The 24,385-nt window shown below is 63.1% G+C and carries 26 protein-coding genes; 7 read left to right on the plus strand and 19 right to left on the minus strand.

All coding sequences use genetic code 11. The annotated features are described in order from the left end of the window. The first annotated feature begins 73 nt into the window (after window positions 1–73). Window positions 74–805: a GntR family transcriptional regulator gene (locus CXY83_RS07860; RefSeq protein WP_158251860.1), complete on the plus strand. Its 732-nt coding sequence runs from the start codon at window positions 74–76 to the stop codon at window positions 803–805. Window positions 806–868: 63 nt separating this feature from the next. On the opposite strand, the gene CXY83_RS07865 is transcribed toward CXY83_RS07860, so the two are convergent. From CXY83_RS07865 to CXY83_RS07875, 3 genes are all read right to left on the minus strand, one after another. Further along, the gene (locus CXY83_RS07865; protein WP_104196823.1) at window positions 869–1,843 is read right to left on the minus strand and encodes a carbohydrate ABC transporter permease; all 975 of its coding nucleotides are present in this window, start codon (window positions 1,841–1,843) and stop codon (window positions 869–871) included. Next, a complete protein-coding gene (locus CXY83_RS07870) occupies window positions 1,840–2,973 on the minus strand; it encodes a carbohydrate ABC transporter permease (RefSeq protein ID WP_104196824.1) in 1,134 nt (377 codons plus the stop codon). The genes CXY83_RS07865 and CXY83_RS07870 overlap by 4 nt, the downstream gene beginning before the upstream one ends. Window positions 2,974–3,124: 151 nt before the next feature. Further along, a complete protein-coding gene (locus CXY83_RS07875; protein WP_104196825.1) occupies window positions 3,125–4,444 on the minus strand; it encodes an ABC transporter substrate-binding protein in 1,320 nt (439 codons plus the stop codon). 330 nt (window positions 4,445–4,774) lie between these two features. On the opposite strand from CXY83_RS07875, the gene CXY83_RS07880 reads away from it, so the two are divergent. Next, a complete protein-coding gene (locus CXY83_RS07880; protein ID WP_104196826.1) occupies window positions 4,775–5,803 on the plus strand; it encodes a LacI family DNA-binding transcriptional regulator in 1,029 nt (342 codons plus the stop codon). Window positions 5,804–5,977: 174 nt separating this feature from the next. Here the strand turns inward: CXY83_RS07880 and rplL are convergent, their stop codons facing one another. The 5 genes from rplL to CXY83_RS07905 form a co-directional block, all read right to left on the minus strand. Continuing rightward, window positions 5,978–6,361 (minus strand): 50S ribosomal protein L7/L12, encoded by a 384-nt coding sequence (gene rplL / locus CXY83_RS07885; RefSeq protein WP_104192488.1) that lies wholly within the window; start codon window positions 6,359–6,361, stop codon window positions 5,978–5,980. Between the two features lie 54 nt (window positions 6,362–6,415). After that, window positions 6,416–6,931 (minus strand): 50S ribosomal protein L10, encoded by a 516-nt coding sequence (rplJ, locus tag CXY83_RS07890; RefSeq protein ID WP_104083138.1) that lies wholly within the window; start codon window positions 6,929–6,931, stop codon window positions 6,416–6,418. Window positions 6,932–7,313: 382 nt separating this feature from the next. After that, window positions 7,314–8,852 carry a HAMP domain-containing sensor histidine kinase gene (locus tag CXY83_RS07895; protein WP_104196827.1) on the minus strand — a complete coding sequence of 513 codons (1,539 nt, stop codon included), beginning with the start codon at window positions 8,850–8,852 and terminating at the stop codon, window positions 7,314–7,316. Continuing rightward, window positions 8,849–9,595: a response regulator transcription factor gene (locus tag CXY83_RS07900; protein ID WP_104196828.1), complete on the minus strand. Its 747-nt coding sequence runs from the start codon at window positions 9,593–9,595 to the stop codon at window positions 8,849–8,851. The genes CXY83_RS07895 and CXY83_RS07900 overlap by 4 nt, the downstream gene beginning before the upstream one ends. Before the next feature lie 67 nt (window positions 9,596–9,662). Further along, window positions 9,663–10,787 carry a hypothetical protein gene (locus CXY83_RS07905; protein WP_104196829.1) on the minus strand — a complete coding sequence of 375 codons (1,125 nt, stop codon included), beginning with the start codon at window positions 10,785–10,787 and terminating at the stop codon, window positions 9,663–9,665. Between the two features lie 193 nt (window positions 10,788–10,980). On the opposite strand from CXY83_RS07905, the gene CXY83_RS07910 reads away from it, so the two are divergent. Together CXY83_RS07910 and CXY83_RS07915 are read left to right on the plus strand one after the other, a co-directional pair. Next, a complete protein-coding gene (locus tag CXY83_RS07910) occupies window positions 10,981–11,658 on the plus strand; it encodes a YqaJ viral recombinase family protein (protein ID WP_369831137.1) in 678 nt (225 codons plus the stop codon). 124 nt (window positions 11,659–11,782) lie between these two features. Then, window positions 11,783–12,760: an NADP-dependent oxidoreductase gene (locus tag CXY83_RS07915; protein ID WP_233200691.1), complete on the plus strand. Its 978-nt coding sequence runs from the start codon at window positions 11,783–11,785 to the stop codon at window positions 12,758–12,760. Between the two features lie 22 nt (window positions 12,761–12,782). Here the strand turns inward: CXY83_RS07915 and CXY83_RS07920 are convergent, their stop codons facing one another. Genes CXY83_RS07920 through CXY83_RS07930 form a run of 3 tightly spaced genes read right to left on the minus strand, consistent with a single transcriptional unit; the run spans window position 12,783 to window position 15,015 of the window. Then, a complete protein-coding gene (locus tag CXY83_RS07920; RefSeq protein ID WP_104196831.1) occupies window positions 12,783–13,439 on the minus strand; it encodes a signal peptidase I in 657 nt (218 codons plus the stop codon). Continuing rightward, entirely contained in the window at window positions 13,436–14,170 is a 735-nt protein-coding gene (locus CXY83_RS07925) for an LPXTG cell wall anchor domain-containing protein (protein WP_104196832.1), read from the minus strand. The genes CXY83_RS07920 and CXY83_RS07925 overlap by 4 nt, the downstream gene beginning before the upstream one ends. Further along, on the minus strand, window positions 14,167–15,015 hold the full coding sequence (locus tag CXY83_RS07930) for a fibronectin type III domain-containing protein (protein ID WP_233200692.1): 849 nt from the start codon (window positions 15,013–15,015) through the stop codon (window positions 14,167–14,169). Before CXY83_RS07930 ends, CXY83_RS07925 begins: the two co-directional genes overlap by 4 nt. 43 nt (window positions 15,016–15,058) lie before the next feature. Here CXY83_RS07930 and CXY83_RS18085 point away from each other — a divergent pair, with 43 nt between their 5' ends. Then, complete coding sequence (locus tag CXY83_RS18085) at window positions 15,059–15,208, plus strand: hypothetical protein (protein WP_233200693.1); 150 nt, start codon at window positions 15,059–15,061, stop codon at window positions 15,206–15,208. 30 nt (window positions 15,209–15,238) lie between these two features. After that, the gene (locus tag CXY83_RS18090; RefSeq protein WP_104196834.1) at window positions 15,239–15,469 is read left to right on the plus strand and encodes a hypothetical protein; all 231 of its coding nucleotides are present in this window, start codon (window positions 15,239–15,241) and stop codon (window positions 15,467–15,469) included. A 62-nt stretch (window positions 15,470–15,531) separates the two neighbouring features. Here the strand turns inward: CXY83_RS18090 and CXY83_RS07940 are convergent, their stop codons facing one another. Beyond that, a complete protein-coding gene (locus CXY83_RS07940) occupies window positions 15,532–16,098 on the minus strand; it encodes a hypothetical protein (protein WP_104196835.1) in 567 nt (188 codons plus the stop codon). A 60-nt stretch (window positions 16,099–16,158) separates the two neighbouring features. Then, on the minus strand, window positions 16,159–16,788 hold the full coding sequence (locus tag CXY83_RS07945; RefSeq protein ID WP_104196836.1) for an alternate-type signal peptide domain-containing protein: 630 nt from the start codon (window positions 16,786–16,788) through the stop codon (window positions 16,159–16,161). A gap of 476 nt (window positions 16,789–17,264) precedes the next feature. On the opposite strand from CXY83_RS07945, the gene CXY83_RS07950 reads away from it, so the two are divergent. Then, the gene (locus tag CXY83_RS07950; protein WP_104196837.1) at window positions 17,265–18,701 is read left to right on the plus strand and encodes a deoxyribodipyrimidine photo-lyase; all 1,437 of its coding nucleotides are present in this window, start codon (window positions 17,265–17,267) and stop codon (window positions 18,699–18,701) included. Here CXY83_RS07950 and CXY83_RS07955 read toward each other — a convergent pair. The 6 genes from CXY83_RS07955 to aceB all read right to left on the minus strand — a co-directional run bounded on the left by CXY83_RS07955 (window position 18,698) and on the right by aceB (window position 24,234). Then, window positions 18,698–19,210 (minus strand): signal peptidase I, encoded by a 513-nt coding sequence (locus tag CXY83_RS07955; RefSeq protein WP_104196838.1) that lies wholly within the window; start codon window positions 19,208–19,210, stop codon window positions 18,698–18,700. The two genes, CXY83_RS07950 and CXY83_RS07955, sit on opposite strands and share 4 nt — an antisense overlap. A gap of 84 nt (window positions 19,211–19,294) precedes the next feature. Further along, window positions 19,295–19,975 (minus strand): hypothetical protein, encoded by a 681-nt coding sequence (locus tag CXY83_RS07960; RefSeq protein WP_134572070.1) that lies wholly within the window; start codon window positions 19,973–19,975, stop codon window positions 19,295–19,297. A gap of 192 nt (window positions 19,976–20,167) precedes the next feature. Then, window positions 20,168–20,836: a signal peptidase I gene (locus CXY83_RS07965; protein ID WP_104196840.1), complete on the minus strand. Its 669-nt coding sequence runs from the start codon at window positions 20,834–20,836 to the stop codon at window positions 20,168–20,170. Window positions 20,837–20,874: 38 nt separating this feature from the next. Further along, on the minus strand, window positions 20,875–21,447 hold the full coding sequence (locus tag CXY83_RS07970) for an alternate-type signal peptide domain-containing protein (protein ID WP_104196841.1): 573 nt from the start codon (window positions 21,445–21,447) through the stop codon (window positions 20,875–20,877). A 300-nt stretch (window positions 21,448–21,747) separates the two neighbouring features. Beyond that, window positions 21,748–22,311, minus strand: a complete 564-nt coding sequence (locus tag CXY83_RS07975) for an alternate-type signal peptide domain-containing protein (protein WP_104196842.1) — start codon at window positions 22,309–22,311, stop codon at window positions 21,748–21,750. A gap of 249 nt (window positions 22,312–22,560) precedes the next feature. Continuing rightward, a complete protein-coding gene (gene aceB / locus CXY83_RS07980) occupies window positions 22,561–24,234 on the minus strand; it encodes a malate synthase A (RefSeq protein WP_104196843.1) in 1,674 nt (557 codons plus the stop codon). Window positions 24,235–24,385: the final 151 nt, after the last annotated feature.

Consider the following 24,385-nt stretch of genomic DNA (forward strand, 5'->3'; position numbering starts at 1 on the left):
GCGGTGACGCAATACTTTGGAAGGTGAACCAGGCCGGGCTGTCGAAGCCAGGCCGCACACAGTGAGGTTGGGCGTGGCAAGGTATCACGACATCGCAGAAGCCATTCGAGGCGCAATTACGCGGGGGCTTTACGCACGCGGGAGTCAACTGCCCAGCGAACGTGTGCTCTCCGAAGAATTTGCCGTTGCCCCCGGTACTATCCGGCAGGCGCTGGGCGAGCTCGAAACCGAGGGAGTTCTAGCCTCCCGTCGCGGCAGTCGGCGCACCGTCATCGGTGAGCCCCGGTCGGCGGTGACGTTTGAAGAGTTTCGGAGTTTTGCCCAATGGGCCTCGTCGCGCGGGCGCGTACCGGCCGGCCAGGTCATCTCGGGGGTGTGGCAGAACGCTTCACCGCTCGATCGTGAGGCACTTCGGTTGCCGATCGCTGCTCGCGTGTTCTGTGTCGTGCGGGTTCGCCTGCTCGACGGCGATGCCATCATGGTGGAGCGCACCCGCTACCGGGATTCGGTCGGCGCCGAGGTGGAGCGGATTCCGTCCGACTGCCCATCGGTGACTGCCTGGCTCGCAGCAACGGCCAAAATCACCTTCTCCCGCGCGGAGCATCAGTTTTCCGCCTGCCCCGCAGGAGCGGAAGATGCCCGGCTGCTCGATGTGCGCCGCGGATCCCCGATGCTCATGCATCAACGGATGAGTTTCAGCCGCGACGGCGTGCCGCTGGAGTGGTCGGTCGACCGCTATGTCGCCGACACGATCAGCCTCGTGGTCGATAACTCCCTCAACGCCAACGCCTTGCGCTGGAAATGACTGCGGGAGCCAGCGTGCCAGAGGGGCCCCCGGCATCTATTCACCGGAGCGCCACCGGCTCGGCTAGCCCTTGGTCGACCCGGCGAGCAGTCCGCGCACGAAGAAGCGTTGCAAGGAGAAGAACACGATCAGCGGAACCAGAATGGACAGGAAGGCACCGGCCGTGAGTAGATGCCAGTCTTGACCGCGGGCACCGGAGAGTTCGGCGAGCAGTTTGGTCATCGGGGCGACCGCGCCGTCCGCGAAGATCAGCGCCACCAGCAGGTCGTTCCAGACCCAGAGAAACTGGAAGATGGCGATCGACGCGATGGCCGGCATGGTCAGCGGTAACACGATGCGAAAGAAGATCTGCCCGTGGCCGGCGCCGTCGACCCTGGCCGCTTCGATAACCTCGCTCGGTATCTCCGAAATGAAGTTGTGCAGCAGGTAGATGGCCAGAGGTAGGGCGAACATGGTGTGCGCGATCCACACTTGCGAATAACCACTGCCGGGATTGAGTGCCGCGACGATCGGAAAACCGAAAACCGTGCCGCCGGAGAAGAATTGCAGCAGCGGCACGAGGGCCATCTGAATCGGCACGATCTGCAACGCAAAAACGCCGATGAACATGGCGTTCTTGCCCCGAAAGTCAATCCAGGCGAAGGCGTAGGCGGCGAGGCTGGCAATCATCAACGGGATGAGCGTGGCCGGCAGGGTGATCGCGATCGAGTTGATGAATGACCCGGCCAGATTGAGCTGGCTGTTGCCCGCGGCCAGAGCCGTCGTGTAATTGTCGAAGGTGAAGCCGGTGTTGGTGAAAATAGTCCACCAACCGGTGGTGCGCACCTGCTGGGCCGGCCGGAAGGACGACACCAGTAGTCCTAGCGTGGGGATAGACCACAGCACCGCGATGATGAGCGCCCCAATGGTCGCCCCGCGGCTGGTGAGCCGTTTTTTGGTATTGCGGGCGATGGGCGACTCCATCCGGCGAACGCCGCGACGGAGTCGCCGTGTGGTCTGCGCGTCCACGGGAAGTCTTACGGGCATGACGGAGCTCATCGGATTTCCCTCTGCTTCTTGATCTGGCGGGCGTTGTAGATGACGATCGGCAGCACCAGTAGAAACAACACCAGGGCGAAGGCGGCCGAACGGCCCTGCTCGAAGTTCTTGAACTGGGTGTACATTTCGTTGGCGACGACGCTGGTCTCGTTTGACCCGGCCGTCGTGGTGCGCACAATGTCGAAGACCTTGAGCGACACGATGGAGATTGTCGTCAGCACGACGATGAGGGCGCTGCGGATGCCGGGAACGGTCACGTTCACGAACTGCTCCCAGGCATTGGTCCCATCGAGTTCGGCCGCCTCCATCTGCTCGGTCGGTACGCCCTTGATAGCGGCAGACAGCACCACCATGGCGAACCCGGTCTGTACCCAGATGAGAATCACGATGAGAAACAGGGTATTGAACGGCGACACCGAGAGAAAGTCGACCGGCTGCCCGCCGAACATGACCACGAGCTGGTTCAGCAGACCGATCTGCTCCTGGTCGGCCGGGCGGGACGTGTAGACGAAACGCCAAATAATGGACGCTCCCACCAGGGAGATGGCCATCGGCATGAAGACCAGAATCTTGAAGTACTTCTCACCGCGGCTCTTGTCGATGAACACCGCGTAGGCAAGGCCGGCGATGGTCGAGATGGTCGGAACGATCAGCACCCAGACAACGGTGTTGAGCACGATCCGCACGTTCTCGGGCTGCGTGAAGATCCAGACGAAGTTGTCCAGGCCGACGAACCGGTCACCTCGAGCGCTCATGAAGGCCTGCACCGTGGTCTGAATTGTCGGGATAACCAAGCCGATGGCGAGCAGAATCACGGCCGGGGCCAGGAAACCAACGAGCTGGAATAAATACCCAGCACCCTTACGTGACCGATAGTCGATGTAAAAGAAGCCGAGGCCCAGTACGCCGGCACCGATGATGGCCCACGTATACGAGTTGCCGACCAACAGAATGAGCAGCGGTGCCAGAACGCACACGGCAAGACGGATGATCGTGTAGATCCGACCAGAGCGGGGGGCAATCTCAACGAAGAACAAGATAGCGCCAACAACGACACCGAACGCCAGGATCACGACGGGGACTTGTGCCAGCGCTGGTAATTGCGCCAGCCAGGAGAAGAAAGCGGACATCTGAAACCTTTCGAGTACGACAGTAAATCCTGGTATTCGCTGACAACCGGTGGAGTCGTATCGCTAACGCACACCTGCCACGCACGGTGTGCCGCCCGGTATTCGAAGCGGACGGCACACCGTTTTCATGCCTGAGTGATGGCTGCTTCAGTTAGTTGGACGGCCAGCCCGCTTCGATGCTCGTGAGCACCTCGTCGGTCGGTGTGCCGTTGATCCAACTGACCATGCCCTTCCAGAAGGTTCCCGATCCCACAGCGCCCGGCATCAGGTCGGAACCGTCAAAGCGGAAGGTGGTTTTCGGGTCCTGCAGGATAGTGATCGCTTCCTGCAGAATGGGGCTCGTTGCCTGGGAAGCGTCGAGGCCCTTGTTCGCGCTGATCACGCCACCGAGACCGACCCGGCTGTTCGCCCAGTCAGCGCTCGAGAGGTATTCCAGCACCTTCTGAGTGTCGGCGTCATCGGAGAAAGCGCCGACGATCTCGCCGCCTCCGGTGACTGCCTGGCCACCGGCCTTGACCGAGGGAGTGATGAAAGCCCAGACGTCGGCGTCCGGTCCGACTGTTCCGCCGGCATCCGTGATGAATCCGTCGAAGAAAGAGGCCTGGTGGGTCAGTGCGCAGGTGCCGTTGGCGACGGGGGTGGCCACGTCTCCGAACGGGGTGCTGTTGATCGACTTGACGTCGCCATAGGTGGCGTTGACGTAGTCGGGGTTGAGCAGAATTTCACCGAGGGAATCAAATGCACCCTTGATGGCCGGGTCGGTAAAGGGGATCTCGTTGGCAATCCACTTGTCGTAGGTCTCGGCGCCGGCCTCGCGCAGCACGAGGTCTTCGACCCAGTCGGTGCCGGGCCAGCCGGTGGCGTCACCGGAGCCGAAGCCGGCGCACCAGGGAGCCGCGCCGGTCTTTTCCTGGATGGTCTTGGTAACGGCGAGTAATTCGTCCCAGGTCGTGGGAACTTCAACGCCCCACTCCGTGAATTTCGCCGGCGAGTACCAGACGAAACCCTTGATACTGGCCATCAGCGGCGCGCCGTACAGCGTGTCGTCCACGGTGCCGTAGGCCTTCCAGTCGGCCGACCAGTTCTTGTCGACATTAGCCGCGACGGCGTCGGGTGCTGGCTTGAGGAAATTGCGGGACGCGAGGTCCTTCATCAGCCCGGGCTGCGGGAAGATCGCGATGTCGGGAGCGTTACCACCCTGCGCGCGGATAGAGATCTGGGATTCGAATTCCTTCGACTGTTCGTATTGAATGTCGATCTTGTTGTCTTTCTCCCACCCGGCCCAGGACTCTTCGAGGAGCTCGGCTTCGGTGTCGGCGATCGTGCCGTAGACGGTGACGACGCCATCGCCCTCGGCGCCCGAGTCGGCGGTGGTGGCGCCCGGTCCGCCGGAACAACCAGCCAGTGCCAGACCAGCTATCGCCGCCATGGCGATCGGTGCTGTAATTCGACGGTGCAGGGAAGGCCGCATCTTATTTCTCCTCTTTGAGTGGTGCCGGATCAGGTTGTGCACGTGTGAACTGTGAATAGAGCTGGCGTCACCGAGGTGGGGACCAACCGTTGGGACAGGTCTTTTGATCGAATCTCGGGAACCGGTTCCAGACCATAAATTACGTTACCCGTAGCGGGATAGCAAGTCCGGAAATGTAACAAAATGGCAAAGATCAGAGCCATATCGTCGAGCGATATCAAAGTTTAGCGGCTGCATCGCAGGAGAATCAAGGGATATCATGGAACCGATTCCATGCCGGGCAAACGCACGCTAGGGTATGAGAAGCAGTCACCACAGACGGAGGCACAGATGAGCGCGATCGCCGATGTCGCGCGCCTCGCCGGAGTGGCCAAAGCCACGGCCAGCCGTGCGCTGAGTGGTCGTGGCTATGTCTCCACGGAGACCCGAGCGAAGGTCATCGCTGCTGCCCGGCAAATTGGGTACGTCGCTTCACCGAACGCCGCAAGTCTTGTGACCGGCCGCACCCAGAGTGTCGGCGTGATCATCCCGTACATCAGCCGCTGGTTTTTCGGGGAGGTTCTGGAGAGCCTGGAATTAGCCTTGCTCGAACACGGCTACGACATGACGCTGTACAACCTTCCGCCTGCTTCCCCTGAGCGCGACCGGGTCTTTGAGTTCTTTCTGGCCCGCAAACGATTCGACGGTATTATTTCGGTCTGCGTCGCACTCAGCGAGCAGGAGGTCGACCAGCTGCATCGTCTTCGCCGCCCCCTCGTCGGCATCGGTGGGCCCATCCGCGGCGTGGCCACAATCGAGATCGACGATGTCGCCGCCGCGCGACTCGCCACCGAACATCTGCTCAGTCTCGGGCATCGCGACATCGTGCACGTGGGTGGCAGCCAGGCCGACGAGATGGACTTCGAGGTGCACAGTAATCGGCTGCGCGGCTTTGAGGCTGCGATGACGGAAGCCGGTCTGCCGGTCAGCGGATGCTTCTACTCCTCTGATTTCACCATGCCCGGTGGTTACGCCAGGGGCCTGGCCATTCTCGGAGATCCTCGCCGTCGTCCTACCGCGATCTTCGCAGCCAGTGACGAGATTGCCTTCGGGCTGATTCTCGCGGCCCGCGAGCTGGGTATCCGGGTACCCACCGAACTCAGCGTCATTGGCATCGACGGACATCCGCACTCCGAGATGTTTCGTCTCACCACCCTCGCGCAGCATCCGCGCACCCAGGGCCAACTCGCAGTGCGCACGCTTCTGGACGGACTCGCCAGCGGGAGCAGCATCGGCGCATCGGCCGTTTTGCCCACCAGCCTGGTCATCCGATCGAGCACCAGTGCGCCGCGCGCGCTTCGCGCCTTGCGGGCCGAATAACAACCGGAACAAGCCACGGAATCCGCAATCGACCGGGAACCAATCACCATGAATGAATGACGTCGGGTACGACAAAGGGGGCGCCGTCTCCTTACGGAAATGACGCCCCCTGCGCAATGATCGGCACGAAGCCGGTCGGCTACGCCTCAATCAGAGCCCCTCACGGGGCCCAGATTACTTGAGGGTAACGGTGGCGCCGGCCTCTTCGAGCGAAGCCTTGGCCTTGTCGGCAGCGTCCTTGGCAACGCCCTCGAGGACGGCCTTCGGCGCGCCATCGACAACGGCCTTGGCCTCGCCGAGGCCCAGGCTGGTGAGCTCGCGCACAACCTTGATGACCTGGATCTTCTTGTCGCCGACGGCGTCAAGGATGACGTCGAATGCAGTCTGCTCTTCAACCTCTTCAGCAGCAGCGGCGGGGCCAGCGGCTCCGGCAGCGGCGACGGGAGCGGCTGCGGTGACCTCGAAGGTCTCCTCGAACGCCTTGACGAACTCGGAGAGCTCGATGAGGGTCAGGCCCTTGAACTGCTCAAGCAGGTCTTCAGTGGAAAGCTTTGCCATGATGTACTCCTTTTAGTTTCTTAAAAATTCGTGAACCGTGAACCTGGCAAATGCCTAGTTCGCGGACTCCTGCTTCTCACGCAGCGCGTCGATGGTGCGAACAGCCTTCGACAGCGGTGCCTGGAAGAGATAAGCGGCTCCGAACAGCGATGCCTTGAAGGCGCCGGCCAGCTTGGCCAGCAGCACCTCGCGGGACTCGAGGTCGGCAAGCTTGCCAACCTCCGCTGCGGTGAGCGGATTACCGTCAAAGTAACCGCCCTTTACCACCAGGAGAGGGTTTGCCTTGGTAAAGGCACGCAGGGTCTTCGCGACGGCGACGGGGTCTCCGTGCACGAAGGCGATAGCGGACGGACCGACAAGTTCCTCGTCGAACGAGGTGATGCCGGCCTTGTTGGCCGCAATCTTGGTGAGCGTGTTCTTTACCACGGCGTACGTGGCGTCCTCACTGATGGACGTACGCAGGCTCTTGAGCTGCGCAACAGTGAGACCGCGGTACTCGGTGAGCAGAACGGCGGTCGAGCTCTGGAATTTCTCCGTAAGCTCGGCGACCGTTGCTTCCTTGTTCGCCATGGTGCTCCTCATTAATAATCATGTGCCGGGTAGCCCGGGGCGCAGACATGAAAAAAGCTCCAGCGCAGGGCGCCGGAGCTTGGGCAACAATCTGAAAGACTGTAACTGAACTTCGAACACCTGCGCGGGCCGTTCACGTGAATGAACCTTCGTCTGCACTTCTGTCTTTCAACATGGCGCAGCAACCGGCGGTCTGTGGCTAGCCTTCAGCATAGGCAAGCGTCTAGCACTGTGCAAATCGAAGAGGATGGCACATGGTTGACATCGCGAGCCTCTCGGTGGGTATCGCCATATTCAGCACCTCGGCTGAACACTCCCGACTGACCCCCGTCAGGCCAGGTCGTCAGGCCAGCGCGTCAGGCCAGGTAGTCAGGCCAGCTCGTCAGGCCATGGGCAGCGAGACGCGGAAGGTGGTCTGGCCGGGGCGGCTGTCGACGGTGACCTCGCCGTGGTGCGCGGCGACGACCGCGGCCACGATGGCCAAACCGAGGCCGGTACTTCCGGTACTCGGCGTGCCCGCGGCGTTGGCGGCGCGAAAACGCGAGCTGTCACCGCGGGCAAAACGCTCGAACAGGGTGACTGAAAGCTCCTCGGGAATGCCGGGACCGTCATCCGTTACTGATATCACTGCGCGTTCGTCGTGCTCGTCGAGCGCGACCAGAACAGTGGTGCCAGCATTGGTGTGCACCCGGGCGTTGGCGAGCAGGTTGGCGATCACCTGGCGCAGGCGCGATTCGTCGCCAATCGCCTCGAGGGGTTCGTCGGGCAGGTCGAGGTTCCAGACGTGATCGCGGCCGGCGGCGTGGGCATCGCTGACGGCGTCGACGAGCAGCATGGTGAGATCGACTGGCTGCATGTCGAGCTCCCGGCCTTCGTCGAGGCGGGCGAGCAACAGCAGGTCTTCGACTATCCCCGTCATGCGCACCGACTCCGACTCGATGCGACCGAGTGCGTGCATCGCGTCGGGCGGCAATTCCTGGCCGCTGCGCCGGGTGAGTTCGGAGTAACCACGAATAGAGGCCAACGGCGTGCGCAATTCGTGGCTCGCGTCGGCGACGAACTGGCGCACTTTGCGCTCGCTGGCCTGCCGCGCTTCCAGGGCGCGGTTGACATGGTCGAGCATGCGATTGAGCGCCGAGCCGACCCGGCCCACCTCGGTGCGCGGGTCGGTGTCCCCCGCCGGAACCCGATCATCGAGGGACACCTCGCCGCGGTCGAGGGACAGCTGCGCCACCCGAGTGGCCGTCGCTGTCATGCGTTGAAGGGGACGCAGGGCCAGCCGCACCACCCAAGCGGCAATGACGGCGACCATGACAAGCCCCGCGAGTGAGACCAGGCCAACGATCACAGCCAGCTGGGCTGCGGTGGCCGCCACTCCGGTCAGGGGCAAACCGACCAGATAGAGCGTGCCGGAGCGGGACGTCTCAACCTGCACCCGATAGTCACCGAGCTCACCGCCGAGATCGACGGTTACTGGCGCCAACTGGTTGACGTGGTCGGCGAGAAGCTGCACCTGCTGGGTGGTGAGCGCTTCGATCACGCCGCTGCGATCGTCGGTATAGCCGGTAGTGATGGTGGATTTGTCGTAGACCAGCGCGAGCAGACCGGGCGGCTGGGCGGGTCCGCTGAGAATGCTGTCGGCCGTCGGCGTGCCAAAGTAGCGGCTCCCCGGCAGGTCACCGGAACGATCGCCGTCGTTGTCACCGACACCGCCTAACGCAACGCCCGATCGGTCAACGGCGGAGGCCAGCTGCACGTCGAGGCGGTCAAGCAGGGAGGCGCGCAAAATAACCACGCTCACCACGCCGATCGTGAGGCTCACGAGCGCGAGCAGCCCGACCACGGTGAGCACGAGACGCCGCTGCAGAGTCCAGGGTGAGCGGTGTCGGCTGAGGCGGCGCGGCATCCGCTGCTTGGTCATACCGTCTTCAGCATGTAGCCAGCGCCGCGCACCGTGTGGATCATCGGCTCCCGGCCGGCATCGATCTTCTTGCGCAGGTAAGAAATGTAGATCTCGACAACGCTCGACTTGCCGCCGAAGTCGTAGCTCCAGACCCGGTCGAGAATTTGCGCCCTGCTGAGTACCCGGCGCGGGTTACGCATGAGAAAACGCAGCAGTTCGAATTCGGTCGCGGTCAGTTCGATGGCTTCGCCATCGCGGAAAACCTCATAGCTGTCTTCGTCGAGGGTGAGGTCGCCGACGTTGATGCGGGGGTCGATTGACTCAGCAACGGCGAGGGTGGAGCGGCGAATAAGGCCGCGCAGCCGAGCGACGACCTCCTCGAGGCTGAAGGGTTTGGTGACGTAATCGTCGCCGCCGGCGGTGAGCCCCGCGATGCGGTCGTCGAGCGAGTCCTTGGCGGTGAGAAAGAGCACGGGAGTCTCGTAGCCGTCGGCGCGCACCCGCTGCAGCACCTGCAGGCCATCGATGTCGGGCAGCATGATGTCGAGCACGATGGCGTCCGGCCGAAATTCGCGGGCGATGGTCAGCGCCTGACGGCCTTCGCTGGCAGTGCGCACCTCCCAACCTTCGTAGCGCAGGGCCATTGAGAGCAGATCGGTGAGCGTGGGCTCGTCGTCAACGACCAGAACCCGGATTGCGCTGCCGTCGGCCTTGGTCAGGCGCGGGCCGTGGCCGGTATGGGTGCTCTCACGCGTGCTCATTCTGATGAGTATCCGGCAGGTGCCTATGAACGCGCTATGAGTGCACCGTCGGATGCCTGTGGCCCGATTAGCCGTTCAGGGCAGCCAGCAAGGCCGGCGCGGGCACGAACGCCGCGCCGGCGAAGAGTCGCTGGCAGCCGTCAAGCTCGACCTGGATCGGACTGCCCAGCCGGGTGCCGGCGCGCTGGGGCCAGAGCACGGCGAATCGGGTGAGGTCGGCCGTGCACTCGGGGGCGGGCAGAGCGGATGCTGCGGCCGGAAGCAGCGCTGCGGCATCCGCTGAAAGGGTGGTCGCGTTTTCGAAGGTGCCGAACTGCAGGCTAAGCATGGGGCTTAGCGCGTTGTCGCTGAATTCCATGCCGTCAACGTCCCTCAGCTCCCTGGGCTCGGATTCGGCGGCCGGGTCCACCGTGTAGAAGCAGACGCTCGCGCCGTCGACGCCGTCGTAGGACACGATCTCTGCCGGGACCACGGGAACCGGCAGGATGTTTTCGCCGACCTCACCGGTGGTGGCGTTCGTCTGCAAGCCGGTGACGCCGAACTGCAGCGATTGCTCAGGCGTGCCCGCGCTCATGACGCAGCCGGCGTCGAGGGCCGGGCGGGTGATCTCCAGCACGAGTGGCAGTTTTACCGTGTCGGTCAGCGCGAGCTTCTCGAGCGCTTTCCACGTCGCCCGCTTGGTCTTGCCGCAGGCGGTGCTCGGCCAGGCCGCCCGCATCGCCTCACCCGTAGCGTTTTCAAGCCAGAGTTCCGGCACGATCTCCATATCGGCCGTGCAGGCCTGATTGAACCCGGCCTGGTCGCTGGGTTCGGCGAGCGCCGACAGTAGCGGACCCAAGTCTCCGGTGCGGGTCTCGACCGTCACGGCTGCCCAGCGGCCCTGGTCGTCGTCGACGCTGCCGGACAAAGTACAGAGGTACGCGGCGACCGGTTCAAAGTCGGCCGGAACCATGCCCGGCTCCGGGGCGTCGGGGTGCGTGGCCGTCAGATCGGTTTGGGGCAAAGCGCCTTCCCGGAAAACCATCCAGTTGTTCTTGAGGTTGGGCGCCTGGCAGTCGACGTCGGCGACGAGTTGCGCCACTGGAGTGCCAGTCGCAGCCGGGTAGCCGGGGAGGCCGGCGCATCCGCTGAGCAGCAGGGCCGACGTGACGGCCCCGGCGAGTGTGAATCGAACGGGAAGTTGCTGCGCCATCTGTTCCCCCGATTGGTTGCCGTCGTCTCAGGCTAGCGAACCCAGGTCTCGTCGCGATAACAATTCTCACGGCAGCGGATGCGAGGCTACGGCTGGGCAGACGGGCCTGGCGTCGGCCGCACATGCGGCCGGCAATCAGACCGCGCCCGTGGCGGTGGCGCGCCGACCGGCCCCGCGGGCACACAATAGAGGAGTGCCGAATTCCACGCTGTCCCTCTTCGACCTGGACCAGCCTTTGGCGCACCCCGCTGTATTCGCTGTACTGGCGGCAGCGGAACGGCCACCAGCACCGGCGCCGCACACTCTGCGCATCGTCGCCGACTCGACCGACCGGGTGGCTTGGCTGCGCGCACGTAACCAGGGCATCACCGCAACGGATGTCGCCAAATTGTCGACCCCGAAATCCATCGTGAACGCCGCGCACGACAAAATGCACGGTACGAGCTTCTCCGGCAACAGCTACACCGACCATGGTCGCGCCCGAGAACCCGTCATCGCCGCGTGGGTGCTGGAGAACTACGGTATCGAGCCGAGCACCAATCTGTTTCGGTCGCTCGGGCATCCGCGGCACCTCGCCACCCCCGATGGCGTCGGCGTTGTAGCCGGCGGCGACCTGCACCTGGCTGAGATCAAAACCACGAGCAAACCGTGGCGCAGCATTCCGCGCAGCTATCTGCGGCAGGTGTGGTGGCAGCAGTATGTGCTCGGTGCCGACCGCACCCTGCTGGTCTGGGAAGAGCACCTGGATTTCGTACCGGTGGCGGCCGTGCCCGAATGTCGCTGGATCGAGCGGGACGAGGACCAGATCGCCATTCTGGTCGGACTCGCCAATGCCCTGATCGACAATCTCGACGAGCAGGCCCGCCGCTAGTCTCCCTCTTTTCGGGGACGGGGCCCGGGCCCCGTCCCCGGGCCCAGGTTATAAACTGGGCCCGCGTTCCGGGCCCGGGCCCCGTCCGCAGTGCAGGGGCGGAGAATGCAGCAGAATGGGGAGCATGGCTCCTGAATTCGAACTGCCGCAGACCATGCGCGCCCTGGTTATCGACGAGACCGGCGCCCCCGAAGTGTTGCACCTGGCCGATCGGATGCTGCCACGCCAGATCGTCGACGAGGTTCTCGTCAAGGTCATCGCGGCCGGCCTCAACCCGATCGACGCCAAGACGCGCTCCGGCACGGGTGTCGCGGCCGCCATCGAGAGTTACCCGGCCATTCTCGGTAACGATTTCAGCGGAGTCGTCGTGCGCGCTGCCTTTGAGGCCGCGCCACTCCAGCCGGGCGATGCCGTCTACGGCATGGGCCGGGTTCCGCGCATCGGCGGCAGCTTCGCCGAGTACGTCTCGGTGTCAAGCCTGAGCGTCACCCGCAAACCGGCCCGGCTCAGTCACGCCGAGGCGGCTGCGGTTCCCCTCGCGGCTCTGACCGCATGGGGCATGGTCAAGCTGGCCGGAGCCGCCCCCGGGCAGCGCATGCTCGTGCACGCCGCCAGCGGCGGCGTCGGCCACTTCGCAGTGCAGTTCGCCCGGGTTCTCGGCGCCCACGTGACCGCCACGGCATCGACCCGCAACCTCGACTTTCTGCGCGAGCTCGGCGCCGACGAGGTCATCGACTACACGACAACGCGCTTCGAAGACGTGGTCCACGACCTCGACTCGGTCATCGACCTCATTGGCAACGTGCACGACAATACCGGCACCCGTTCCCTCGCTGTGCTGCGCCCCGACGGCCTGCTCGTGAACGCGCCGACCGGCAGCTGGCCGACCTTGGCAGCGGATGCCGCAGCAGCAGGACGACGCGCAACCGGTTTCAAGGTGTCTCCCGACGCACGCGTGCTCGACGAAATCTCGGCACTGCTCGACGCGGGGATCGTACGGGTGCACGTCGACTCGGTGTTCGACCTCGCCGACGGTGCCGCGGCCCATCGGCTGCTCGAGGAGGGTCACACCCGCGGCAAGATCGTGCTGCGCGTGTCCTAACGGTCAAGCGATTGACCGGCCATCACGAGCGCTCAGCCGCGCCTTCGCTCGTCGCGCCCGGCTGGCTGGTATCGACTGCCCGCGAGCGAGTTCGTCTGCGATCAAGCACACCTCCAGCGACCATGAATCCGGCGTAGCCGAAAAGCGCGACGGTCAGCACGGGAATGATCCAAGCCCGGTTTGCCCCGTTGAGCACGTTGTTGACGTAGCCGACATAGGGCACCGCGTACCAGAGCCGGCCCTGAACCTGCTCGGCCAGCACCGGATCGTCGTCGGGCGCGCTGTTGTTGTCACCCTGCACGATAAAAGAACGCGATCCGTCTGAGCTCGACGTGATCGAGATGATGCGGTGCGTCACGACCTTGGCACCATTCGACACCATTTGATAAGTGACGACGTCGCCGATGCGCAGTGCCTCGGCGGCGACCGGGCGCACGATGACCAGAGTGCCCGGTGGAAGCCCCGGCTCCATAGAGCTGGTCAGCACGGTCAGCGGGGTCGCGCCGGTCATTTTGGGAATCACCACGAGCAGCACCCCGAGACCGACGACGAGCAGGAGCAGGGCCGCGCTGAGCGCCAACCCGAGGTACCGCCAGATGCTGCTCTCGGGGGGAGCGGGCGAGGCGGCTGCAAATTCCTGGGGTCGGTCGACAGACGCGAGTGTCTGATGTCCGGTCACGGCTCGCGCCGACGCCGAGTGACGAGGAGCCCGCCGACACCGAGCATCAGCCCTCCGCCGATGAGCGCGGGAATGGGCAGGTCGACACCGGTGCGCGGCAGGGCAACCGACCCGAGCGGCGCCGCCAGCCCTGCCCCTGCCACTGCTGGGATCAGCACGCCGTCGTCGGCGCACGCCGAAGGCCCAAACGGTCCGGCCTCTTCATCGCGCAGGGCGACCAGGATTCCCAGGTCGGTGCTCGTGTTTTGGGCGGTCAGCCCGGTCACGTTCATCATCTCGATGGTGAGCGCAACTCGCAGGGTTGCTCCGGCGGCGAGCGGCAAGGCCGGCGTGAGTACCACACAGTCCTCACCGCCCCGCAGAGGAACGGTCGTCACGATGTGGGACGCGACGTCGTGGACGCTCAGGGTGAGGTATTCCGTCAGATCAGCGGATGCCCCACCCGGCTCGCGCAGGCTCAGCCGCACGTTCGCGGGTGCGTCACTCGGGTTCTGAATCCACAGCTCCGACCGCATCGACCCGCCAGGAATCAGCGTGCCGAAGGAGTCGAACAGCCCGGCAGGCAGGCTGCCGGCAAAATGCACTCCGTCGCTGCTGACCCGCACGTCGGTTGCTGCCCCGCGGTTGGCCGTGTCGTTCAGCGCAGCACGCGCAGGAGTGGCGACCCCAGTAATCGCGAGGAACAGCAGCACGCCGGCTGCCAGGCGCGCTCCGATCAGGTATCCGCTCATGGTGCCACCTCGACCAAGGTGAATTGCTGGTTGTCCTGGATGGGAATCGTGGTGTCGCAGGGCTGCATGGTGAGCGCGGTACCCGAAGCGCCCGATTGCATACAGTGTTTACTTACCTGCATGCCGCGAATCTGAACCGCACCGGTCGAGTCATCAACGCTGATGAGAGCGAAGTGTCGCTCCAATCTCTGTGCTCCGCCATCTTCGACGCTCAGTGTCACGTCGGACGAGCCCTGCTTCTTAGCCCTGGAATCCCACACCCTGGCGTTCGTTTTCGCGTTGACCGTGTAGGCGCCTTCTGCATCCGCGACGAAGCGAAAGCTCGATGATGAGGCCGTCGAGCACAGCGTCGTTGCAAGAACTCTGCCTTCTTCTTGCGGAGCTGCGGCATCGACGCAGCTTCCGGCTGCGGTAACGACGTGATACCAGGTATGCGGCGCCGGCACCTTTCTATCCGTCGTGACAGCGAGCACGTTCGAGGCTGCCAGACGGTTGTCGTTGCCATCCACTGAATACACCGTGTAACCGTAGGCAGTATTTGCCATCAGGCCCGTGTCCGTGAAGGTGGTTGCGGTCTGCGCCGACGATACTGCCGTACTACCTCGATACAGCTGGTATCGCGTCACGGATTTATCGTCGGGTGCATCCCAGCTCAACGAGATAGAGCTGGCCGTCTTCTTGACCGCCGCCAGCGACCGCGGCGCGGTGTCGGCCACCTTCTGCACGATTAATAAGGTCGTCACCGGTGAGGTCCAGTTGTCGGCACGCCCTTGCAGATCCATTCGCGCCGTCATCGTCGTACCGGGCGCGTTCCCAGCGGCCGCGCTGGTGATCGAAGTCTGCACGCAATAGCGCGCCGAAGCCCCCGGCGCCAAAGAGCCACTGAGCGTGAGTCCACTCACCCAGGTGCTGCTTCGCGTGCCGGTCGACGGCGTCGAAGCGCAGGTATCGGCCGCGTCAATCGCCCAGGTGCGCACGGTGATCGCCTCGGCGAACGAGGCCGGGGTAGACGAGGCTGAGCCGAGCACCAAACTGTAGCTGGCTGGCACACCTTCGTTGGATACCATAATGAGCTTCGTGGTCGAGAGGGCGGTGGACGTGTACGTCGTCGCGAGCTCGGCAAACCCCGTCTGGCTGATCGTCACCGCGCCCGACCGAACGGATGCCGTGGGATGGACCGCCGCGGCGGTCCAGATGGCTTGGGCAATTCCAGAGCCTGAGAGGGTCAAAAAGACAGCGCTCGCGATCGTGAGGGCTGACCGCGTAGCGGGCCAGCGAGGCCGGGATGCGTGTCGGTGAACAGTCGGGCGCCTTGTTCTTCGTCGCAGGGAACGCGGAAAGTGACGATGCAATTTCACGGGCTAGACCTGTCGTCCATCAATTAAAAGTCCGAAACTGGTCGCAGTCTGGGATTGGCTGGCGCTCGGGGCATCCGCTGAAAGCACCACCGAGACGCAGAGCATTGCCGTAGCCCCCGGGGCGAGGGTCGTACCGAGCTCGGCAACCGGCGCGGAACGGAAAGTACCGGTAATGGTCGGTGTCAGGCTCGACGTGCACTCGCTCGCCGCCGACACTGTGCGAGCACCTATGACCAAGTCCTCAGACAATGCGGTCTGGGCCGTCGGCGGCGTCAGTCCAAAAAGCCGAAGCGCGAGCGACACAGTGCCATCGTTTCGCACTTCGACCGTGCCGACATTTCTCGCTCCCGGATACAGCGGGGCGTCCGACAGCACGAGGGGTGACGTGATGCTGACGGCTGCCGATCCAGCCTGAATGGTCACCGTCTGACCGGCCGAGGCGCTTGAGTTGAGAAGGGCATAGGTTCCGCCAACAGCGGCCGTCGCCAGCAGGGTAGCACCCAGAATGGCCGCGCTTGCGAGTAGATACGTTTTCAAAAGATCACCGGCTTTCGCGAATCGAAAGGACACTGCGTGCTGGCCGTTTCGGGGTGCCCCTCGTCGGGTGGTGGGCACCCCGGCACAGACCGGTTACTGCTGGGTAAGCGTGACCGCCATGTCTTGCAGGGCGACCGAACCGAGCATCATGGTGTTCTCAAGACCCAAGGCGCCGTTCGGGAACGTGATCGTCACCTCGACGGTGACGTCTTCATCGACCACTCCCGTTCCGGGCGTGACGACATATTTCGTCGGACCGGTGGTCACCATCCGGTAGGCCTCGAAGTAGTTGTCGCTAATTCCAGTACCATCCGCTGTCAAGACCGCGGTCCCGACGAGATACTCCGCGAGATTCACATCGGCAGGAACACTCGTCTCTGAAGCGACGATCGAACCCGGGGCAAGCGCCAGCTCGGCGACGAGGTTATCGCCACTGGCCGTGATGTGCATGGACTTGGTGTACACCAGCACATCACCGGGCGAGGCTGTGAAATTGGACAACACAGGGATCGCCCTGCCGGCGGCGGTTCCGTCCTTCACGATCCAGGTTCCTACGGCTTCGACGCCGTCGACCATGCTGGGGGCAACGGCCAAGTTACCGGCAACAATCGTGCCGCCGGAAACCTCCGCCGAGGAGTTCCACAGTGCGAAAGTCGTGCCGCCGCCGAGTAGCAGGGTCAGACCGGCAGCGCCGGCAATCGCGCCTTTGGTGAGCTTGTTCATGAGTAAAACCCTTCGAGGACTGGTCTGAAAACTTCGGGTGATCGCAGGCCAGAAATCGGCAGGCGTGGAGCAACGGGAAGAGAACCCGCCACGTGGCCGGCGTGGGGTAAGCACGCCGTTGTTGCGGCTGGCAGCCACGGCTCTGGGTATCAAGCCATGAATTGCGACAACTCGCCGATGATTTTTTCGGCTGTAGCCCCATCCGCGATTCACACACTAGATGGGACAGACGGATATGTCTGTCCTGCTCAAACCCCCAGAATAGGGAATAAGGTTTTTGAGCGAATACGGTGCTTTTATCCAGCATTCAAAGAATTCTGAGCAGATTTTCGTAGTTTTTTATAGACATACCGAGGTTTTGGCGCCTTAGCTGCCTCGGCGAGCCATAGGAGACCGGCCCAATACAGAGCGTTCTACCTCCGAATTGGTCTACTCGCTGGAAGGGTCCACACTGGAGTTCTCAGGAGGAGACGCCCATGACTGCACCCCCCGCCATCACCCCCCAACCCGACGAGCCCGCCGGCCCCGTCATCGTCTGGTTCCGCGACGATCTGCGGGTCGCCGACCATCCGGCCCTGCACGCCGCTCTGGCCCGTCAACGACCGATCGTGGCCGTGTACGTGTTTGACGACGAATCTCCCGGCGTGCGTCCGCTCGGAGGTGCAGCACGCTGGTGGTTGCACCAAAGCCTGCGATCTCTCGCTGCGACCCTCGAAAAGCTCGGCGGGCGCCTCATCCTGCGCCGGGGTGCTGCGGCCGCAATCATCGCCCAGATCGTGCACGACACGGATGCCGCGGCGGTCTTCTGGAATCGCCGCTACGGCGAGGCAGAACGCACGATCGACACCGCGATCAAGGCCGAGCTGCGCGGGCGCGGCGTGGACACCCACAGTTTTGCGGGTTCGCTCCTGTTTGAACCCTGGACGGTTCAGACCGGGCAAGGCGGCCCTTACTCGGTTTTCACGCCGTTCTGGCGTTCCTGCACAGCAGGCCCACCGCCGCGCGCGCCGTACCCGGCGCCCACCAGCATTGCCAGCTCGACGGGCGGCAACGCGGCAGACGGCCTCGACTCCGACAACCTGAACGACTGGGGCCTCGAGCCCAGTGCGCCCGACTGGGCCGCCGGGCTGCGCGCCGCCTGGACGCCGGGCGAGGCATCCGCTCAGAAAATGCTCGAGCGCTTTCTCTTCGAGGCGCTCCCTCGCTACGCCGCCGAACGTGACGAACCGGCCCAGAACGCCACGTCGCGCCTGTCACCCTACCTGCGCTGGGGCGAGATCAGCCCGCATCAGGTTTGGGCCGCCACGCAGCAGGCTCAGCGTGAACTCTCCGGCCCCGCGCTGACGAGCGCGACCCGATTTCTCACCGAGCTCGGCTGGCGCGAGTTCACTTACCACGTGCTCTTTCACGCCCCCGATCTTGCGACGACAAACCTGCGTCCCGCCTTCGATGCTTTCCCGTGGCCCCCGGTCGACGAGCGTGCACTCGCCGCTTGGAAACAGGGCCGCACCGGCTTCGCGCTCGTCGACGCCGGGATGCGCGAACTGTGGCGCACCGGAAGCATGCACAATCGGGTACGTATGGTTACCGCATCATTCCTGATCAAGAATATGTTGGTCGACTGGCGCGAAGGAGAGCGCTGGTTCTGGGACACCCTGGTCGATGCCGACGCTGCGAGCAACCCCTTCGGCTGGCAGTGGGTGGCCGGCTCCGGAGCGGATGCTGCACCCTACTTTCGCATCTTCAATCCCAATCTGCAGGCGGCCAAGTTCGACCCGCACCAGCAGTACATCCGGGAATACGTGCCCGAGTACGGCACGGATGCCTATCCGGAACCCCTCGTCGACCTCGGCGAAACGCGCCGAGCCGCCCTCGCCGCCTACGAGAGGGTCAAGGCCCAGTCAGCAAACTAGGCGACCTGAACGGCCGCGGCTGCTGTCTTCTCCGTGGAACCTTTGGTTCGTTTTGCCTCGGGTTTCTCTTCGGACGAGCCGACGTACCACAGGCTCAGCACACACATGATGAGGGAGCCGAGGGCGAGCGGGTTCTGCAGGTAGACCACGAGATAGCCGAGATTGGGAACGAACGCGGTCATACCGCCGATGACATCAGATCGGGGCACAGTGAACGGGTCGACCTCATCATTCGCGTCGCCCTTGGTGGTGAGGCTTGCATCGTCATTGACGGCCACGAGTCGGTGCGTGGTGCGATCACCGTGACGCCGAAAGGTGATGACCTGCCCGACCTCATACTGGTCGGCCTCGACGATCACCACACTCGCCGGCGAAATGGTAGGCGCCATCGACCCGGTGCGCACGACGTAGGCCCGATACGGCAGCGCGCCCGTCGCAATCAGGGTTACCGGAGTGAGTACGGCAACCAGCACGAGCAGCAGAATCACGGTGCCCTTGAATCGCTTCACGGTGCTCCTTCAGCTCGAAAATGGATTGAAAAATGGCTCGGACACCGCTACCCGGCAGTGACGTCCGAGCCACTTCATCGAGCCCTACTGGCCCGGCTTCTGTCCGACCTGCGTCGCGACGAGCTGATATGGAAGGCCGTTATGAGCACCTACCGCGTCCGGCGTCTGAACCGTCTTCACCGGGTAGGAGTTCCAGACTCCGCCGCCCAGCTTCGACTGGCCAGACATCTTTGCCGCATATCCGAAGGTGAAGGAGACAGAGCCGACAGCTGTCGGTGCCAGGTTCGATTCCAGCTTGATCATCGTCGGAACCGGCCAGCATCCGGTTGGCGCGAGAGTCCCACAGCTCGGCTTTTCAACGTCATCCAGGTCATCGCTGAGGTTGGCGGAGTCAAAGAGCGCTTTGCCGTTCGCAGCCACGTGAAACTCGCCATAGGTCCCGAGGTCGTTCAGAGCGTGGAGAGCATCCTTGTCGTTGAACACAACCCAGACGTCTTGAGCGTTCAGACCCGTGTTCACGTAGCGCGACGCGACGGTCTGGGTCGTTCCCGGCAGCAGGTTTGTGTAGGCCAGATTGAGCGAATCGGTACCGGTGCCGTCAGCGCCGGCGATCTTTATCGAGCCGACGGTGCCGCTCACTTCACCCTGCGCGGTATCGCTGAAGTACGCACCGGTCGGCCCTAATGCCGCGAGTGCCATGGTCAATGCAACGGCAACGCCCCCGGCCCCAATAATGGCTTTCTTGCGGTTTAACATAAGTTTCACGTCAGTCTCATCTCAAATTGTCAGTTTTAGAGGCGATAATGAAAGTCTTTCACTATCCCCATCCAGAACCTTAGGTTCGAGGATCTCTCATGTATGCCCCCCATTGGGTATCACTGACCCCCAATCTGAGGGCCGGGACGCCTGCCGGCGGCGGCACTCAAAACGAGCCCGCAACGGATAGAGGTAGATTTTCTAGCTTCGTTCGTCGGCATCCAGGCCAGAATCAGCGGCAGCCGAGTCGCGCATCGTCCCGCCCGACTGGCCAGCTCCGTGCCGCTTGCGCACGCTGCCCACGACGCCGGCCAGGATCATGTAGCCCGCGTAGGCGAACAGCAATGAAGCGGCCACCGGAATAAGCCAGGCTCGATTGGCGCCATTGACCGCATTATTGACGTAGCCAATCAGCGGAACGGAGTACCAGAGCCGGCCTTGAATCTGCCCTTCGAGCACGGCAGACGCATCGGCCGCACCGTTGTTGTCACCCTTCGTGACGAACGTGCGCTCACCCGCCGTCATATTGATCGCAATGACGCGGTGGGTAACGACGCCGGGTTTTCCCGTCTCCATTTGGTAGGTGATCACGTCCCCCAAGGCCACGTCCTCAACTGCAACGGGCCGAACGATAACCAGCGTGCCGGGTGGAAATCCCGGCTGCATCGAGCTGGTGAGCACGGTAAGCGGGATCGACCCAGTGACCTTCGGCACGACGATCAGCACGGCGGCGAGACCGATTACCAAAAGTAAGACGGCCAGACTCAATGCGAAACTGATCTGGCGCCACAGGCCAGCGGCCCGCTTGACCTGTTTGGGCAGTGGATGCAGGTCGGCGGGGAGATTCACGCTCACAGCTTCTGGTTTCACCCGACTCCCCTTCGTGAGCGCTCAGCGGTAATGAGCGGCTACGGAGTCTGCGTGAGAGTCACGCCGAGATTGGACAAGAGGGCCGATGCGTTCTTCGCATCGTCGTCGTCAACGTCTTCAAAGCTCTCTAGGAATTCGATCGTGACCGTAACGTGGAGCATGTGGTCGCCTTCGCTCAGGTCGAACCGGGTTTGATCGTCGCTGAAGTCATGGGGGACGCCTATTAAGTCGTCGGTGTCCACCGACACACTGGTCGACTTGTCGAGGAGGATTTTGAGCGCCCTGCTGGCATCAGAGTTCGCAGAGCTGATCGAGCCGTGGTCGACAGCTATTCGAGCATGGAGGTTGTCACCTCGTACTGTTACGTCGAGGAATGATGTGTACGTGAGGACGTCGCCGGGCACGATCTTATAACTCTGCATATTGATCTCGGTGCCGTACTGGTCGGTCCAGAAAACAACGTCCTCAGTCTCAACCGTCAGCGTGCCGGCAGTGATGGGAGCGCCGGCAATGGCCGCGGAGCTATTCCAGAGCGCGAAGGTTCCCGCCCCGCCAAGAAGAAGTGCAATACCCGTAGCGCCGGCGATCGAACCGGTGAGGATCCGCTTCATGAAAATCTTCCATTCCAAAATCGAGGTGAACCGAGGAGATGTCTCTACCGTTTGCCGCGCGGAGACCTTGGGGAGTGCAAGACCGCACCGGGGTCCCCGCCCGAGGATGGAATGCCCTCTGTCGGCGGGTCCCAAACCGGTGGAAAAGTAGGTCTTGGCGTTCTGCGTCGATGCCGGCGACAGTCATTCAATCGCCGAGTTTTATTTTTAAACTACATTCCGGCTAACCGGACTCCACGGGGAGAGTCGCGCTCGCACCTGCGATTTCACGCGACTCTCCTTTCGTGGGGCGCCGAGGTCCTAGGGGGTCTGCGTGACGGTGACGTCGAACTCGGACAGATCGACGCTCCCTGCCTGCGCATTGTTGTCGTAACCTGGGGCACCGCTCGGGAAGTTGACCGCGACAGTTACGAAGTACTCCTGATCCTCTTCCGACGCGGTGATGCCAAAGGAACCGTCCTCGGAGTTGCTCTCCACAGTTACCCCGTCAACAACGGTGGAGAGCGCGGTCGTCACCGCGAGAGCCGTGCTGAGCGCCCCGTCCTCGTCGGCATCACCGACGGGGGTCGCGATCGGGTTTTCGGGGATATTAAGGGTGGCCTGAAGGTTGTCGCCCTTCGCGTTCACAATCAATTTGGTGGTGTAGGTAAGCGTGTCGCCCGGAACAATGAAGTACCCGTTCAGGTCGGTGATTTCGGCGCCCGCATTGTCGCGCCAAATGGTGTCCAACGCTTCGACCGTCAGCGTGCCAGCGTTGATGGTTGCACCGGCGATCGCTGCGTCGTCATTCCAGAGCGCGAAGGTTCCCGCGCCGCCGAGGAGAAGAGCAACGCCGGCAGCGCCAGCGATGGATCCTGTGAGCATTTTGTTCACGATTGTGCCTCTCAATTGTCAGTCCCAAGGTGAGATGATGAATTTTATTCATCATCTATATTCAGAACAATAGAGATGAGACATTCTCATGTATACCCCCGTTGGGTGGCCAAGCCCCCCCAGACTGGGGGATGGAACGATGGGTCTTCTTTCACGAAAAATGGGCAAAAAAGTACTTCACCCCTGTGATGATGCCGGGGTGAAGTACTTGACTGCCCGTTTTCGCGAACGTCGAATGAGTTAGAAGAAGCGGGCGTACGCTCCGACCGTCAGGAAGGTCGGGAACTCGGGCTCGAGCGCTGAGGTACGCAGCACCGTGAGTGCGTCGTCGAAGCGGTCGGTGGGCGTACGCTCGAGGCCGTCGACGATCTCGTCGAGCACCTCTTCAACCCAGTCAGAGTCGATCCGGCGCCCCTCGGCGGTGACCGAGTTCTCGTGGATCCACTGCCAAAGCTGCGAACGGGAAATTTCCGCCGTAGCGGCGTCTTCCATGAGGTTATCGATCGCCGCGGCGCCGACCCCACGCAGCCAGGACTCGATGTACCGCAGAGAGATGAGTACGTTGCCCCGCACGCCCGCCTCAGTGATCTGGCCGCCGACCGACGCAACGTCCAGCAACTGGGCGGCTGTCACGCTCACGTCGGGGCGGGTGCGCTCGAGTTGGTTCGGGCGGTCGCCGAGAACCGTGTCGAACTCAGCCTGAGCGGTCGGGATCAGGTCGGGGTGGGCAACCCAGGAACCGTCGAAACCGTCGGTGGCTTCACGCTTCTTGTCCGCGGCGACCTGGGCGAGAGCTTGCTCGGTGACCGCCGGATCGCGGCGGTTGGGGATGAAGGCGCTCATCCCGCCGATAGCGAAGGCTCCGCGACGGTGGCAGGTGGCGACGAGCAATTCGGTGTACGCCCGCATAAAGGGCACCGTCATGGTGATCTGCTTGCGGTCGGGAAAAACAAAGCGGCTGCCCCGGGACCGGAAGGTTTTGATGATGCTGAAGATGTAGTCCCAGCGTCCGGCGTTCAGACCGGCGCAGTGGTCGCGCAGTTCGTAGAGAATTTCTTCCATCTCGAAGCCGGCCTGGATCGTTTCGATCAGCACCGTGGCACGGATGGTGCCGTGCTCGATGCCCAAACGCTCCTCGGCGTAGGTGAAGATGTCATTCCAGAGGCGCGCTTCCTTGTGGCTCTCCAGCTTGGCCAGATAGAAGTATGGGCCGGTCCCGTTCTCGATGAGCTTCTGAGCGTTGTGAAAGAAGTACAGCCCGAAGTCGATGAGGCTTCCCGAGGACTTCATGCGGCGGTTGGCGCGATCAACGAAGGTGATGTGCTTTTCAACGAGGTGCCAGCCTCGCGGACGCACCACGATGGTCGGCGTCGACTCGTTCGTGATCTCGTACTTCTTACCTTCGGGGCTCGTGAAGCTGAGCTGACCGCGCACCTGGTCGAACAGGGTCAGCTGGCCCTCGATCACGTTGGTCCAGGTCGGGCTTGTGGCGTCTTCCTGGTCGGCGAGCCAGACCTTGGCGCTCGAGTTGAGGGCATTGATAGCCATCTTGCGGTCGGTCGGGCCGGTGATCTCCACCCGGCGATCCTCCAGGCCAGGTCCGGCTCCGGCAACGCTCCAGGTCGGGTCCAAACGGATACTCTCGGTTTCGCTGAGAAACCGGGGGTCGCGACCATTCGCGGCATCCACTCGAGTTTGCAACCGAGCGGCGAGCAGGTCGTGTCGGGTTCCGGCGAAACGCTCGTGTAGCTCGGCGAGAAATTCGAGGGCGTCCGGGGTAAGGATCTCGTCGTAGCGGTCTCCGAGCGGGCCAGTGACCTCGAGGTGCGGACGAATCGTGGCGAAGCTGCCGGTGCTTGTCTTCACGGTAGCAGAGCTGACCGCCTGATCGAGGGTGGGATTCGGGGTGTTCATGATCTGGCTCCTTGCGAAAGTAGGTGGTAGTGACAGCGGTCGAGCCATTGGTGCGGTTCGCCCGATCTCAGGTGGCGGGAGGGTGGAGCTGTTCTGCTTCGGCCGAATGAGCGAGTGTAGGGGTATGCCATCACGATTCGACAGCGGTACT

This window comes from Cryobacterium sp. M15, from assembly GCF_002929675.1.
GTDB classification, from domain to species: Bacteria; Actinomycetota; Actinomycetes; order Actinomycetales; family Microbacteriaceae; genus Cryobacterium; species Cryobacterium lyxosi.

Coding starts and splice junctions, on each gene's coding strand:
- CXY83_RS07915 (WP_233200691.1), top strand. CDS start 11,783: ATGGCTCCTGAATTCGAACTGCCGCAGACCATGCGCGCCCTGGTTATC.
- CXY83_RS07895 (WP_104196827.1), bottom strand. CDS start 8,852: ATGACCAAGCAGCGGATGCCGCGCCGCCTCAGCCGACACCGCTCACCC.
- CXY83_RS18090 (WP_104196834.1), top strand. CDS start 15,239: ATGAGCTTCGTGGTCGAGAGGGCGGTGGACGTGTACGTCGTCGCGAGC.
- CXY83_RS07945 (WP_104196836.1), bottom strand. CDS start 16,788: ATGAACAAGCTCACCAAAGGCGCGATTGCCGGCGCTGCCGGTCTGACC.
- CXY83_RS07950 (WP_104196837.1), top strand. CDS start 17,265: ATGACTGCACCCCCCGCCATCACCCCCCAACCCGACGAGCCCGCCGGC.
- CXY83_RS07875 (WP_104196825.1), bottom strand. CDS start 4,444: ATGCGGCCTTCCCTGCACCGTCGAATTACAGCACCGATCGCCATGGCG.
- CXY83_RS07925 (WP_104196832.1), bottom strand. CDS start 14,170: ATGAGCGGATACCTGATCGGAGCGCGCCTGGCAGCCGGCGTGCTGCTG.
- aceB (WP_104196843.1), bottom strand. CDS start 24,234: ATGAACACCCCGAATCCCACCCTCGATCAGGCGGTCAGCTCTGCTACC.
- CXY83_RS07900 (WP_104196828.1), bottom strand. CDS start 9,595: ATGAGCACGCGTGAGAGCACCCATACCGGCCACGGCCCGCGCCTGACC.
- CXY83_RS07865 (WP_104196823.1), bottom strand. CDS start 1,843: ATGAGCTCCGTCATGCCCGTAAGACTTCCCGTGGACGCGCAGACCACA.
- rplJ (WP_104083138.1), bottom strand. CDS start 6,931: ATGGCGAACAAGGAAGCAACGGTCGCCGAGCTTACGGAGAAATTCCAG.
- CXY83_RS07970 (WP_104196841.1), bottom strand. CDS start 21,447: ATGAAGCGGATCCTCACCGGTTCGATCGCCGGCGCTACGGGTATTGCA.
- rplL (WP_104192488.1), bottom strand. CDS start 6,361: ATGGCAAAGCTTTCCACTGAAGACCTGCTTGAGCAGTTCAAGGGCCTG.
- CXY83_RS07870 (WP_104196824.1), bottom strand. CDS start 2,973: ATGTCCGCTTTCTTCTCCTGGCTGGCGCAATTACCAGCGCTGGCACAA.
- CXY83_RS07880 (WP_104196826.1), top strand. CDS start 4,775: ATGAGCGCGATCGCCGATGTCGCGCGCCTCGCCGGAGTGGCCAAAGCC.
- CXY83_RS07905 (WP_104196829.1), bottom strand. CDS start 10,787: ATGGCGCAGCAACTTCCCGTTCGATTCACACTCGCCGGGGCCGTCACG.
- CXY83_RS07975 (WP_104196842.1), bottom strand. CDS start 22,311: ATGCTCACAGGATCCATCGCTGGCGCTGCCGGCGTTGCTCTTCTCCTC.